General features: G+C 55.9%; 12 protein-coding genes and 2 tRNA genes. 5 read left to right on the plus strand and 9 right to left on the minus strand.

Features of this window, described 5'->3' with window-relative positions; all coding sequences use genetic code 11:
- Positions 1 to 2: 2 nt before the first annotated feature.
- The 5 genes from ACFPDR_RS10570 to ACFPDR_RS10590 all read right to left on the minus strand — a co-directional run bounded on the left by ACFPDR_RS10570 (position 3) and on the right by ACFPDR_RS10590 (position 4,304).
- The gene (locus ACFPDR_RS10570) at positions 3 to 323 is read right to left on the minus strand and encodes a sigma factor-like helix-turn-helix DNA-binding protein (RefSeq protein WP_083054060.1); all 321 of its coding nucleotides are present in this window, start codon (positions 321 to 323) and stop codon (positions 3 to 5) included.
- A gap of 429 nt (positions 324 to 752) precedes the next feature.
- On the minus strand, positions 753 to 1,886 hold the full coding sequence (bamC, locus tag ACFPDR_RS10575) for an outer membrane protein assembly factor BamC (RefSeq protein ID WP_321289906.1): 1,134 nt from the start codon (positions 1,884 to 1,886) through the stop codon (positions 753 to 755).
- Entirely contained in the window at positions 1,883 to 2,788 is a 906-nt protein-coding gene (gene dapA / locus ACFPDR_RS10580) for a 4-hydroxy-tetrahydrodipicolinate synthase (RefSeq protein WP_376911112.1), read from the minus strand. Before dapA ends, bamC begins: the two co-directional genes overlap by 4 nt.
- Positions 2,789 to 2,867: 79 nt before the next feature.
- A complete protein-coding gene (locus ACFPDR_RS10585) occupies positions 2,868 to 3,518 on the minus strand; it encodes a site-2 protease family protein (RefSeq protein ID WP_022983510.1) in 651 nt (216 codons plus the stop codon).
- A gap of 159 nt (positions 3,519 to 3,677) precedes the next feature.
- A complete protein-coding gene (locus ACFPDR_RS10590; RefSeq protein WP_009457902.1) occupies positions 3,678 to 4,304 on the minus strand; it encodes an L-threonylcarbamoyladenylate synthase in 627 nt (208 codons plus the stop codon).
- A 196-nt stretch (positions 4,305 to 4,500) separates the two neighbouring features.
- Between ACFPDR_RS10590 and ACFPDR_RS10595 the strand changes: the two genes are divergently transcribed.
- From ACFPDR_RS10595 to paaX, 4 genes are all read left to right on the plus strand, one after another.
- Positions 4,501 to 4,576, plus strand: a tRNA-His gene (locus ACFPDR_RS10595).
- A 365-nt stretch (positions 4,577 to 4,941) separates the two neighbouring features.
- Entirely contained in the window at positions 4,942 to 5,178 is a 237-nt protein-coding gene (locus ACFPDR_RS10600; protein WP_022983509.1) for a hypothetical protein, read from the plus strand.
- A 4-nt stretch (positions 5,179 to 5,182) separates the two neighbouring features.
- The gene (locus tag ACFPDR_RS10605; RefSeq protein WP_026485269.1) at positions 5,183 to 6,652 is read left to right on the plus strand and encodes a phospholipase D-like domain-containing protein; all 1,470 of its coding nucleotides are present in this window, start codon (positions 5,183 to 5,185) and stop codon (positions 6,650 to 6,652) included.
- Positions 6,653 to 6,811: 159 nt separating this feature from the next.
- Entirely contained in the window at positions 6,812 to 7,771 is a 960-nt protein-coding gene (paaX, locus tag ACFPDR_RS10610) for a phenylacetic acid degradation operon negative regulatory protein PaaX (protein ID WP_022983507.1), read from the plus strand.
- A gap of 190 nt (positions 7,772 to 7,961) precedes the next feature.
- Here the strand turns inward: paaX and ACFPDR_RS10615 are convergent, their stop codons facing one another.
- The 3 genes from ACFPDR_RS10615 to ACFPDR_RS10625 all read right to left on the minus strand — a co-directional run bounded on the left by ACFPDR_RS10615 (position 7,962) and on the right by ACFPDR_RS10625 (position 10,276).
- Complete coding sequence (locus tag ACFPDR_RS10615; RefSeq protein WP_035270945.1) at positions 7,962 to 9,680, minus strand: cation acetate symporter; 1,719 nt, start codon at positions 9,678 to 9,680, stop codon at positions 7,962 to 7,964.
- A complete protein-coding gene (locus ACFPDR_RS10620) occupies positions 9,677 to 9,985 on the minus strand; it encodes a DUF485 domain-containing protein (protein WP_376911113.1) in 309 nt (102 codons plus the stop codon). The genes ACFPDR_RS10615 and ACFPDR_RS10620 overlap by 4 nt, the downstream gene beginning before the upstream one ends.
- 214 nt (positions 9,986 to 10,199) lie before the next feature.
- A tRNA-Arg gene (locus ACFPDR_RS10625) sits at positions 10,200 to 10,276 on the minus strand.
- A gap of 269 nt (positions 10,277 to 10,545) precedes the next feature.
- On the opposite strand from ACFPDR_RS10625, the gene ACFPDR_RS10630 reads away from it, so the two are divergent.
- Positions 10,546 to 11,847, plus strand: a complete 1,302-nt coding sequence (locus tag ACFPDR_RS10630) for a phospholipase A (RefSeq protein WP_042483837.1) — start codon at positions 10,546 to 10,548, stop codon at positions 11,845 to 11,847.
- Between the two features lie 6 nt (positions 11,848 to 11,853).
- Here the strand turns inward: ACFPDR_RS10630 and ACFPDR_RS10635 are convergent, their stop codons facing one another.
- The gene (locus ACFPDR_RS10635; protein WP_042483833.1) at positions 11,854 to 12,807 is read right to left on the minus strand and encodes a LysR family transcriptional regulator; all 954 of its coding nucleotides are present in this window, start codon (positions 12,805 to 12,807) and stop codon (positions 11,854 to 11,856) included.
- Positions 12,808 to 12,846: the final 39 nt, after the last annotated feature.

Below are 12,846 nucleotides of genomic sequence, written 5' to 3' on the forward strand. Positions count from 1 at the left end.
CCTTAGACATACGAACCAGCCGGACGCGGCACTGCCCCGTCCGCCCGATTGAGCGGTGCCGGATTATGGCGGCACGCCAACATGGCCATGCGGATATAGTGCTCAACCACTTGAGGGCTGGTGCCCATGCGTGTCGCAATTTCTTTGTAGTTCAGGCCCTCGAAGCGATGCAGCACAAAGGCTTCACGACGACGACGAGGCAAGGCCTCGATCATGGCCAGCATACGAGCACCCGGTTCTGAAGGAGCGTGAGCAGAGGCTTGTGTGCCACGCAGCATACGCAGGCAAAAACTTAAACCGTTACGGCAAAACGATTTCAGCATGGGCCACTCCCTAAAACACATCAAATGATAATGGTTCCTATTATCTTTACTGTTTTAGAGAAAGTCCAGCCCTGCTCAAGAAAGATTAACTCTGCTCACAAAATAAAAGATGGCCCCTCTCAAGTCTCTGCCAAAGAAAGGCTTTGCACCATTTCAGGGAGCACCGCAATCCAGGCGCTACAAACAGAGCGCAGCGTAGCCTGAAAAAGAGACTGTGTCCTTTCAGGAAATGCTCTCAACGACCTCTTCTTCTGTAAAGGGAAAGCCAACGCTAATCGCGCTGACCTCGCCAGACTCCTGGCCCCTGTTGGCTCCTCTTCGACAAGAGAAAGAGAGCCAAAGTAACTCAGAACGGAGCTAGTGCATAAAAAAAGCCCTGGCATGAAACCAGGGCTTTTTCCAGACGGCCCGCAGGCCGACTCAAAATAATCAGTTGCCGGGGCGCAGATTGGTAGACAGCACATTGATGATGCGCTTGGCTGTCGGCGTGGTCTGCTCCTGACCTTGCTGATCCAGCACCGTTACGCGAGTGCCAGCACCTTGGGCGCTCAGCTTGATGCGGAAGGGCGTGGCTTCGGCGGTGTTGCGGCTGCCGAAGATGCGGCCAATGATGTTTTGCTGCTCGATCTTCTCGCCGGTATCCGAATCCAGATAGCGGATGAAGAACTCGCCAGCGGAACGGTCACGATCCTCAACCGAGAAACCGGCGGAGTCGATGGCTACGCCAACACGACGCCATGCACGATCAAAGGACTCGTTCAGCATCAACTCAGCCTGATCGCCCTTGTCCGACGCCTGGACCTGAACGCTGGAAGGATCCTTGGAAGCGTTGGCTACTTGTTCACGTGCTGATTCAATATCCGAGCCCAGGAAAACCATCATGCGGGCCAGCATGGCCGCATTCAGACCTGGATCTTCTTTGGCGAACACCCATTTAAAGGCGGAACCGTCTGCCGTTGGTGTTTCTTCCATGTGCTGGTGGGACACATAGATTTCGGTCTTGTTGCCGACGCGCTCAAAGCGGGTACGGAAGCGGTCACGTTCGCCGCTATCAAAGACCTGGTCAATGATGGAACCCAAGGCACTGCGTATCCAGCTTTCTGGAATCTTGGCACGGTTTTCAGCCCAGTCGGTCTGAATCAAGCCGGCACGGGGGTCCTGGGACTGAATGGTAAAACCATGCTCACCCCAGAAATCGACGATGCGGGGAAACAGGTCTTCCACGGGGCGGTCTACGACCAGCCAGCGCAGATCGCCATCGCGCATCACCTTGATGGCATCAGACTGGGGCAGGATCGTCTCGGCACCGCCTTTGGCCTGCTGCGCGGTTTGACCTTGCGAGTAGACCGAGTAAGACGTGGCACCTTCTGGCGCACGGTAATGTGCGTCGCGGTTGGCCTGGGTCAGATCCGGCGGAATGCTCAAGGGATCGCCTGCTACCGTACTCTTGTAATTAACCGACTCGCCCTGGCCCATAATCTGGTCCATCGTCGAGCAGCCCGACAGCACCAACAGGCTCAAAGACAGCCCGATCAGGCTTTTATTAACTGGCTTTGCAATCATGGAAGAAGATCCGCAAGTTTCAAAGATTGACGCAGCAACTCGTGATGCTGTGCATTTAACGGCGTCAATGGTAAACGATATCCCAGCTGAGTAAGGCCCATTTCTGCAACTGCCCATTTCACGGGGATGGGGTTAGCCTCAACAAACAGGTTCTTGTTCAGACCTGCCAGATAGGCATTCAAACGGCGTACCGTCGGTACGTCCATATCCAAAGCGGCCTGGCACAACTGGCTCATCAGGCGTGGGGCCACGTTGGCCGTCACGGAGATATTGCCTTTGGCGCCCAGCAAGATATACGAAGCAGCGGTAGGATCATCGCCGCTGACCACTATGAAATCTTCGGGGGCATCACGCAGCAGCAAGCCGCCACGAGCCAGATCGCTCGTTGCGTCCTTGATACCGATGATGTTGGGGATTTGAGCCAGACGCAGCACGGTGTCGTTCTGCAGATCAGCCACGGTACGACCCGGCACGTTGTACAGGAACTGCGGCAGATCCACCGCTTCTGCAATGGCGCGGAAGTGCTGGTACATGCCTTCCTGAGTAGGACGGTTGTAGTAAGGCACCACCGACAAACCGGCGTCTGCACCCACTTCCTGGGCGTGACGCGACAGTTCGATGGCTTCGCGAGTGGAGTTGCCCCCCACACCGGCAATCACGGGCACACGGCCAGCCGCGTGTTCAACGGCTACCTTGATCAGTTCAGCGTGCTCATCAACCGACACCGTGGGCGATTCGCCCGAGGTTCCAACGACCACCAGCACACGCGTTCCTTCCTGAATGTGCCAGTCGATCAGCTTTCGGTAAGCGGCAAAATCCAGACCCCCATTGGGATCCATGGGTGTAACAAGGGCAACCATGCTGCCCTGAAAATTGGAAATAGCAGAGTCCGAACTTGCCATGATGAGATGAATCTCCGGGTTTAAGGCCCTATAGCCGAAAAAAAATATGACTCACAAGTTTAACGGATAAGCCGTTAAATCATAAGAACCATTTCAATATGCCTTCGCCCAGCGCAATCAAGGGACTCATCAGGGTCCACAGTACGCCGGTAAACATCAGCAGGATCAAAATGACCATGCCATAAGGCTCGATACGAGAATAATGATAGGCCAAACGATTAGGCAATAGACTAAATACAATGCGCCCGCCATCCAAAGGCGGCAAAGGCAGCAGATTCAGTGCCATCAGAACCAGGTTGACCTGCACACCGGCCACCGCCATGCCCATCCAGAAGCGGCTGTCACCCTGCCCGATCTTGACCATCAAATGGGCATACAGAACCCACAAGATAGCCATCAGCATATTGGAGGCCGGTCCGGCCAGAGCAACCCAGAGCATGTCGCGCTTGGGATTGCGCAGGCGCCCCCAATCCACAGGGACGGGTTTGGCCCAGCCAAACAGAATGCCGCCCATGCCCATCATGGCGCTGGACAGCAACAGCACCGCCGGCACCACAATCGTGCCGATAGGGTCGATATGACGCAGTGGGTTCAGGCTGATACGACCGGCCAGCATGGCCGTCGGGTCGCCAAACATGCGGGCGACGTAGCCGTGGGCAGCTTCATGCAGCGTAATACCGAAAATGACTGGCAAAGCATAGACCGTCAAGGTCTGTATAAAAGAGTCCATGGTGATCCTTGGTCCAGGCCGGGGACTTATCCCCTACTTTTTCAAGACGATAAGTCGCCTGTCATCAGCCTGTCTGATTGGGACAGCGAGTGCTGCCCCAAGGTTCAGAATTGAAACACGGATAGGCACCTGGACGCGAGTTTTGTGCAAGCCCGCAGATCAGGACAGGCCCAAAGTGGCAGGATCACCCGAGCCACGACGCAACACCTCCGGCGTAGGGCCGGTCAGATCGATCACGGTAGTGGCCTGCAAGGGGCAAGGTCCACCATCGACAACCGCCGCCAACTGATGGGCATAACGGTCCAGAATTTCCTGGGCGTCGTTCAAGGGTTCGTCTTCGCCCTCAGGAATCAGCGTGGTGGAAATCAAGGGGCTGCCGACTTCTTCCATCAGGGCCAGGGCCACTTTCTGGTCGGGCACCCGAATACCAATGGTTTTGCGCGAAGGGTGCGACACGCGGCGCGGCACTTCCTTGGTAGCTTCCAAAATGAACGTCCACGGGCCAGGGGTGGCCATCTTCAACAAGCGATACTGCGGGTTATCCACTTTGGCAAAGTGGCTGATCTCGGCCAGATCACGACACAGCAAGGTCAGATGATGACGATCATCCAAGCCACGCAAACGACGCAGGTTGTCAGCGGCGGACTTGTCATCCAGGCGAGCGACAACGGCATAACTGGAATCGGTAGGAATGGCGAGCAGCCCTCCTTTCGCCAATAGTTCGGCTGCTTGAGCCAATGCGCGGGGTTGAGGATTTTCGGGATGAACGACGAATAATTGAGACATTTCGCGCTTCCTTGCTATTACGAGGGGAAATCATTAAACCTGAGTCACGCTCTAACCGGCAAGACCGGAGCAAGACTCAGGGTCGAAGTATTCTTGCACGAGTGTTGCATTCTTTAAAAAAAGCATGCTAGAATACATTTTTTACTTCACAGCCCACCTTGATGTAGGCCGGAAGCAAAAAAAGCAGTAAACAGTGGTGACCGTAGCTCAGTTGGTAGAGTCCCGGATTGTGATTCCGGTTGTCGTGGGTTCGAGCCCCATCGGTCACCCCAGAAATTTACCGCTTCCAAGGTTTTGCAACTCTCCTTAAATGGTGACAAGACCAGGAACTGGAAAAAACATACTTGAAAGCCCGCCACGCAGCGGGCTTTTTTGCGTTTGTTCATCGTAACAAGTTTGCCGCCTTCGCACACCCCACGCAAGTTCAGGCTGGACAATAAACTGTGTTTGATTGTGAACCCCAGGCCAGTCCTGGCTTTCGCCTGCGACCCAGCCCTTCGAGTTGGCAGGCCCGCACAGCAAAAGCCCCTCCCCCATCAAACACCCGGCATTTCAGCCCGCCTCCTCTGTAATAGAAACTGGCACAAAACCACGCTTTCTTATACTCTAATCTGTCCCATTTTCTGGAAGTTTGCTGATGACACTCGGTTTCCCCTGCTGGGATCAGGCACCCGTCAATTGGGACTGGCTTGCACAGGATGAAGATGGCCAATGGTTCTGGTATGGCGTCCAGCCCTCGCCTGGCATAGGCGGTGGCGTATGGCGCTCTCCCTCCCGCCTGCAGCAGTTTGCCGCCCGCGGCGAACCGAACCCGTCCTGGATGCACAGCCTCTACCAACGCCCGGACCTGCCTGACAAGAACCGTAGCACCTGAACCCATGCAAGAGCATCTGATACACCTGCGCTCCCTGCTGCACGATTACTGGCCGCATCTAGCCTTGGCGCTCAGCGTGATACTGGGCGCGTCAGCGGCCATTCATGCCGCCATGACCAAAAATGATGTCCGCGCCGCCATCAGCTGGGTGGGCGTCATCATCATGTCGCCCCTATTGGGACCGTTTCTGTATCTGATCGCGGGGATCAACCGCGTACGCAGACAAAGCCTTCTGGAACAAAGTGCAGACGTGTTCTATGAACAGGTCACCTATCTGCACCCTCCCGTCTCGGACATTGGTGCCCTGGTAGGCGCACCGTTTCGCTCTTTGCAAATTCTGGGTGACCGCGTCAGCCGCAGCCAACTACGCAATGGCAATAATGTGCGCGTTCTGGTCGGCGGCGATCAGGCTTATCCTGCCATGCTGGAAGCCATTGATCAGGCCCACAGCACCATTGCCTTGCAAAGCTATATCTTCGATAGCGACCGCCTGGGGCGTGAATTTGTCAGCGCCCTGTCGCGCGCCCATCAACGTGGCGTGCAGATTCGTGTGCTGGTCGATGCCATCGGGGCGAAATATTCGCGTACGCCCATTGTTCGATTGCTGCGCCGCGAAGGCATACGCTGCGCCCTGTTCATGACCAACCCCCTGGGCTTTCTGCGCATGCCCTACGCCAATCTGCGCAGTCACCGCAAATTGCTGATTGTGGATGGCACGGTAGGTTTTACCGGCGGCATGAATCTGCGTGAGTCCTTTATGGCGCAGTACAGCGACGGCAAGCCCTCTCAAGACACCCATTTCCGCTTGGAAGGCCCGGCAGTCATGCAATTGCTGGCTTCTTTCCGCCACGACTGGCAGTTCACGACTCGCGAAGATCTATCGCCCGCTTACTGGCATGCCAGCTCCTCGCCCGCCCCCAGACCTCACGTTCCGGCTCGCTGCATTGCTTCGGGCCCGGACCGTTTCATGGCCAGTACCCACCATATGCTGCAAGGGGCGTTTGCCATTGCCCAGCGCCATATCCGTATTCAGTCTCCCTACTTTCTGCCCGATCAGATTCTGTTGGGTGCCTTGAACACCGCCGCCCGACGCGGCATTCAAGTGGATATCGTCATCCCCGGGCAAAACAATCTGCGCCTGGTCAATTACGCCATGACAGCCCAACTGGATCAGGTGCTGCGCGCAGGCTGCCGGGTCTGGCGCGCCAGCGGCCCCTTCAACCACTCCAAGCTCATGACGATTGACGGAGTCTGGTCTTATATTGGTTCGTCCAATCTGGACCCGCGCAGCTTGCGATTGAACTTCGAGCTGGACGTAGAAATCTACAGCCGCGACACGGCCCGCCAAATCCAGAACCTGATTGATCTGGAAATTGAGGACGCCGAAGCCGTCAGCCTGGAGTCCTTAAGTTCAATCGGCTTTGGCAAGCGCTTGCGCAACCGCCTGATTTGGCTGGCCAGCCCCTATCTGTAATGTGTGCGCACCTGAAACTGCTGCAAGCTTCAAGAAAGCCCCTGGCTTGCACAATCTTTCAATCCGCTTGCGCACCCACCCTTTATAATCAAGCGCTTAAACGGTCTACACAGACAGGCGTGCCGTTCCAAAACAGACTTGAGCGCCATTAAAAAAACAATGTCCGAGCTTCCTTATTCCGACCTGGCCCAATGGGCCGCCCACCATCTGGAAAACCGCCCTCCCCGAGCCAAGTCCCTGGTCATGACCTTGTTTGGCGACGTGATTCGCCCACATGGCGGCAAACTTTGGCTAGGCAGTTTGATTCAGTTGCTGGCCCCCTTCGGGATCAGCGACCGACTGGTGCGCACCAGCGTGTACAGGCTGGCCGAGGAGGGCTGGCTGAGCGCGCAGCGCGAAGGGCGACGTAGCCAGTACACCTTGCGTCCCGAAGCCAGCCAGCGCTTCGAACACGCGTATCAACGCATCTACACCCCGACCTATCTGGCCTGGGACGGGCAATGGACGCTGATCTTCAGCATGCCCAGCTTGATGATGAACTCCAAGCAACGGGCAGACCTGCGCAAGGAACTGCTGTGGGAGGGCTTTTGCGCCTTGTCACCCACCGCTTTCCTGCACCCCAACCCGGATCACACGATTCTGGATTACATCCTGCAGGCGACACAGGCGCAGTCGCAGGTGTATGTGGGCAAGCTGGAACCTTCCCAACTGCCGCAAACCCGCCCTCTGTCCCAACTGATTCAGGACAGCTGGGATCTGGCCCAGGTGGCCAGCGGCTACGGTCAGTTCATCCAGCGCTTTGCGCCCGCTCTGGCCATGCTGGATGCAGGCCATGACTATAACGACGAGCTGGCCTTTGTGATTCGCACCCTGCTGATTCACGAGTTCCGCCGTATTCAGCTGCACGACCCTCAACTGCCTATTGAGCTGCTGCCAGCAGGCTGGGCAGGGAAACAGGCTTATGAGCTGTGCCGGGATGTATACCGTCAGGTCTGCGGCAAGGCCGAGCGCTATATTCTGTCCACCTTGCGGGCCGAGGATGAACAGGCACCGGAGGCCGCCGCCTACTTCTACGAGCGTTTTGACGGCCTGCCCGTCCCGTCCGAGACTCAGGCCTGAAGCTGAATCCCTGAATAGAGAGACTGACTGCTGTGTGCTTGATATCCGCAGCACACGACCAGCAGTACTGACCGCAATAGCTGTATGGGCAAATAAAAAACCCGGTGTGATCTGAATCACACCGGGTTTTTTTGCGCCCTTAACAATCAGGCTCAGGCACGGGCAAACAAGCCCGGCCTGTCAGAGCAGATTAGTGCGCAGACGCTGCTTCTGCACCCACACCCGTCTCGGAGCGTACCGACTGAGCCTCGAAACCGGCACGGTCGATCTCGGCACGTGGACTACGGTCAGTGATCGAGAAGAACCAGATCGCCACGAAAGCCAAAGGCATGGAGAACAGCGCTGCCGACGCATAAGGGAATGGCGAAGAGCCGGCTGGATTGCCCAGCGTAGCTTCCCACACCGAAGGCGAGAGCAAGGTCAGCAACAAGGCAACGATCAAGCCCAGGAAACCACCAATCGTGGCACCACGTGTCGTGCAGCCTTTCCACAGAATGGACAGGAACAGGACCGGGAAGTTAGCCGAGGCAGCAATCGCGAAGGCCAGAGACACCATGAAGGCGATGTTCTGCTTCTCGAAAATAATACCCAGCAGCACGGCAACCACACCCAGGATCAAGGTGGTAGTGCGCGATACACGCATGACTTCCTCGTTCGTGGCTTCGCCCTTCTTGATCAGCGTGGAGTACAGGTCGTGCGACACGGCGGATGTACCGGAGAGCGTCAAACCAGCCACCACAGCCAGAATCGTGGCAAACGCCACTGCCGACATAAAGCCCAGGAACACGTCGCCACCAACAGCATCAGCCAAGTGCACAGCGGCCATATTAGAACCGCCAATCAGATCGCCGCCAACTTCCAGGAAGCGAGGATTGGTGGACACCAGCACGATAGCGCCGAAACCAATAATGAAGGTCAGGATGTAGAAGTAACCAATCCAGGTGGTTGCCCAGAACACGGATTTACGTGCTTCTTTTGCATCAGGCACGGTAAAGAAACGCATCAGAATGTGTGGCAGACCAGCAGTACCAAACATCAGAGCCATACCGAAGGAAATCGCGCTGATAGGGTCCTTGATGAAGTTGCCGGGGCCCATGATGGCTTGACCAATTGTGGAGGCCTGGACAGCATCTTTACCGGCTGCAATAGCGGCATCTGTCTTGACCTGCACAGCCGCAGCGAACAGTTTTTCTGGCGAAAAACCATACTGTGCCAGCACCATGATGGCCATGAAGGAAGCACCGAACAGCAGCAGGCCAGCTTTGATGATCTGCACCCAGGTGGTGGCTGTCATGCCGCCAAACAGCACGTAGACCATCATCAACACGCCCACCAGCACCACAGCCACCCAGTACTCCAGACCAAACAGCAGCTTGATCAACTGACCGGCGCCTACCATCTGTGCGATCAGATAGAACAGAACCACAACCAGCGTGCCCGAGGCGGCAAAGGCGCGGATAGGACCTTGACGGAAGCGGTAAGCGGCTACGTCAGCAAAGGTGAATTTGCCCAGGTTACGCAGCTTTTCTGCCAGCAGGAATGTAATGATGGGCCAGCCGACCAGAAAGCCGATGGAGTAGATCAGGCCATCGTAGCCGTTGATCATCACCGCCGCCGAAATACCCAAAAAGGAAGCCGCAGACATATAGTCACCGGCAATGGCCAGGCCGTTTTGAAAGCCTGTAATACCGCCACCTGCCGTGTAAAAGTCAGAGACCGACTTGGTGCGGGCAGCCGCCCATTTGGTAATCCACAAGGTCGCCAGCACAAAGACCGCAAACATGCCGATGGCGGTCCAGTTGGTCGGCTGCTTTTGCAGCTCGCCCAGATCGCCGCCAGCTGCCAGCAAGGCAGGACTGGCCAGCATCAGGCCCAGAGCCAGGCCGGAACGAAGGTAGGAATGCTTCATTTACGCACCTCCTCAAGGACGTCCTTGGCCATTTGGTCAAACTTGGTATTGGCGCGCCAGACATAAATGCCTGTAATCACGACGGCCAACACAATGACTCCAAAACCAATAGGAATACCCAAGGTCATGACGCCATCACCCAAGCGCTCTGCAAACAATTCCTTGTCGAAAGCAATAATGCCGATGTAACTGTAGTAAGCCACCAGCATGACGATGGTGAGCATCCAGCCCAGCCGCAACCGGGTCTTGACCAGATTCTGATAGCGAGGATTGGCCGTAATCCGACCTACAAGAGGGTCTTGCATAGTTTGTCTCCGCATTGTTCTGAACGCCTTGTTTTGCTGGCGTATCTTATTGAACCGGCCCAGCCCAAAAAAGGCTGAAAACGGCGCTATGAAGACGCCTGCCGACGTCTATGCGGTGAACATTAGAGCCCGACACTTACACCATACTTACTAAATGCATCGGCTCAGGGTAATGCCTAGGAGTAGGAAAACGTGCAGGAAATGGGAGCAAGATTGGCGCGGGTGGAGGGGTTCGAACCCCCGGCCCCAGGCTTAGAAGGCCTGTGCTCTATCCAACTGAGCTACACCCGCCAGGTGATGGTGGCATCGTCAAAACTGCCAAGCAATGCAAGGTCCGAGATAACGGCCCGTACGGAATAAGGACCGATTTCAAGGCCCATTTTTTGAAAAAAAACAGACCTGAAAAGGACAATCGAATATTCTAGCCTGAAAATCTGTTTTAGATAAGCAGCACTCTGGTCAGAGTGTCAATACTGTAAGAAAAATAATTATAGGTAGTATTTTTAGTCGCAAATGGTACAGTCGTGTACGGATTAACACGCTTTCCTGGACTTTTCTCCATGCCGACCAAAAAGAAACTAAGTAAGCACTCTTTAATACTATCGGCCCCCCTTCTTATCTTGAGCGCAATCCTGAATACCGCACAGGCAGGTATCAGCTACCAGTTGCGCCAAGTACAGGCCAGTTCTGGTGAAACCGTCGATATTGACGCCATCGTCTACAACGACACAGGCAGCTTGATGAGCTGGACCGCCCCGCAAAACCTGGTTTTGCAGTGGCGCGACAATAACGGCAACGTCATCCGCAGCCTGGCCGAACTGGTCAACCCGCGGCCCCGAGCATCCATCCCTACCAACAACTTCACCGCCTACAGCTGGCGAGCCGTGGTCCCCAATGGCTTGACCGGCTTGCAAGCCGTCAATATTGAAGGCGAGCGTGTGATGTTGGCACTGGACACCAATCCGGAAGCCCAAAGCCCGATTACTTCGCAAGCAGCAAACGCCGCCGTGGTGAACGCAGGTGCTGGCCATGACCCACGTGTCATTGACCCCGCCCTGCCCTATGCCCAGGCCGTCGCAGCCGGAGCACAACGCGAAGGGCCAGCCATCAATAATGGACAAGGCCTGAAACCCGCGAACTCCAGCTTCGAGAACTTCAGCAATGCGATTTCGGCTCACGACCCAACCTACTTTATTGTCGGCAATAAAGGCGGCACAAACGCCCGCTTCCAGCTGAGCTTCAAGTACCGTCTGCATTCGCCGGATGATCCTAGCAATCCGAGATTCTACGATCACTTCTACATTGGCTATACGCAAACAGCCCTGTGGGATCTGCATGCCGACTCCAAGCCTTTTGTAGACACCACCTACCGCCCCAGCTTCTTCTGGCGTAAGGACTCCATTTGGGAGTCCGAGCAGAAACGTTTGTTCATGGGCCTGGCCACCGGCTACGAACACGCCTCCAACGGCAAGGCCGGAGACGACTCCCGCTCCATGAACGAGGTCTTCATCCAGCCCGAGTTCAATTACCGCTTTGATCACGGCGCCACACTGACGTTTGCCCCACGCATCAAGCACTATGTATTCATGGGCGAGAACGCAGACTGGGCACACTACCGTGGCCGTTACGACTGGAAGGTCCGTTACGCGCAGGACAACGGACTAGTACTGTCTGGCATGTACAACAAGGGCGCGGGCAGCCGCAATACGCATGAGTTCACGATTGCCTGGCCGCTGAACCGCACGCCTTTGAACATGAATGGCTATCTCTACGGCCAGTACTTCTCGGGCTATGCGGAAACCATGCTGGGATATCGCGATCGCTCTTCTCAGTTCCGTATCGGTCTGGCGCTGGTGCCTTAAGCACTTCTACAACAGTCCCCCACCGCGTCGGCTTCCCATGCCGGCGCGGGCCATATCATGATCACAGGCCTGGATCAGAAAACGCTGGAACAAGGCCACCAATCCTCCTGGCTCACGTCCTTTGGGCCACAACAAGCCTACCTCTACCGACTCGACCGGGTCATGAATCCCGATGGCATGGATACGCTTGCCTTCCAGAGACCAGGGCCGGTAAACCATATCTGACAAGATCGTCACTCCAAAGCCATAAGCCACCAAACCGCGCACCGCCTCCAGGGAGCGCGTCCGCATAGCGATGCGCTCCGGAAAGCCGGGGCTGCCCCAATGACGCATGGCCGCCGTATCGGCATCGTCTACCGTCAGAAAGATGTAGGGATAGTTGTTGATCTGCTCCAGGGACACGCTGGACTCATTGGCCAGAGCGTGTTGATCGGACACCCATAAACGACGGCGGGAACTGCTCAGGCGATGGTGCCCGAACAAAGCCAAATCGGTGATATTCGACAAAATAGCAACACCCAGATCGATGCGCTCGTCCTGCAAGGCCGCCTCCATTTCGGGGCGCTCCATATCCACCAGCTCGATGTCGATATTAGGATAACTGTGCTTGAAACGGCTGATCAGATCAGGCAGAAAATAGCCCAGAACCGTATAGCCCGCGGCCACCCGAATTTGTCCTTCGATATTTTGGCGACGCAAATCTGCGTGATTCAGTGCATCACTGACCGCATCAATCACGTGATGGGCGTGGTGAAAAAATGCCTGCCCCTGTGGCGTCAACTCCACGCCGTGGGGCAAGCGTTCAAATAAAGCCACATTGAGCTGACGCTCCAGACTTTGCACCGCATTGCTGATGGCCGACTGCGAGACATTCTCCGCCTGGGCCGCCGCCGAGAACTGCCCGCTGACCGCCGCAGCAATGAAATATCGGAACTGTCTCAGGGTCACTTCGTGTTTCATAGCCATCCGTTTTTCAGATATCAGGTACACGTAAATTTG

It is taken from the genome of Alcaligenes sp. GCM10023179, from assembly GCF_042653705.1.
Lineage (GTDB): Bacteria > Pseudomonadota > Gammaproteobacteria > Burkholderiales > Burkholderiaceae_B > Alcaligenes > Alcaligenes phenolicus.

Excerpts from the sequence above, each read along its gene's own strand:
- ACFPDR_RS10570 (WP_083054060.1), bottom strand. The coding sequence starts at position 323 with ATGCTGAAATCGTTTTGCCGTAACGGTTTAAGTTTTTGCCTGCGTATG.
- bamC (WP_321289906.1), bottom strand. The coding sequence starts at position 1,886 with ATGATTGCAAAGCCAGTTAATAAAAGCCTGATCGGGCTGTCTTTGAGC.
- dapA (WP_376911112.1), bottom strand. The coding sequence starts at position 2,788 with ATGGCAAGTTCGGACTCTGCTATTTCCAATTTTCAGGGCAGCATGGTT.
- ACFPDR_RS10585 (WP_022983510.1), bottom strand. The coding sequence starts at position 3,518 with ATGGACTCTTTTATACAGACCTTGACGGTCTATGCTTTGCCAGTCATT.
- ACFPDR_RS10590 (WP_009457902.1), bottom strand. The coding sequence starts at position 4,304 with ATGTCTCAATTATTCGTCGTTCATCCCGAAAATCCTCAACCCCGCGCA.
- ACFPDR_RS10600 (WP_022983509.1), top strand. The coding sequence starts at position 4,942 with ATGACACTCGGTTTCCCCTGCTGGGATCAGGCACCCGTCAATTGGGAC.
- ACFPDR_RS10605 (WP_026485269.1), top strand. The coding sequence starts at position 5,183 with ATGCAAGAGCATCTGATACACCTGCGCTCCCTGCTGCACGATTACTGG.
- paaX (WP_022983507.1), top strand. The coding sequence starts at position 6,812 with ATGTCCGAGCTTCCTTATTCCGACCTGGCCCAATGGGCCGCCCACCAT.
- ACFPDR_RS10615 (WP_035270945.1), bottom strand. The coding sequence starts at position 9,680 with ATGAAGCATTCCTACCTTCGTTCCGGCCTGGCTCTGGGCCTGATGCTG.
- ACFPDR_RS10620 (WP_376911113.1), bottom strand. The coding sequence starts at position 9,985 with ATGCAAGACCCTCTTGTAGGTCGGATTACGGCCAATCCTCGCTATCAG.
- ACFPDR_RS10630 (WP_042483837.1), top strand. The coding sequence starts at position 10,546 with ATGCCGACCAAAAAGAAACTAAGTAAGCACTCTTTAATACTATCGGCC.
- ACFPDR_RS10635 (WP_042483833.1), bottom strand. The coding sequence starts at position 12,807 with ATGAAACACGAAGTGACCCTGAGACAGTTCCGATATTTCATTGCTGCG.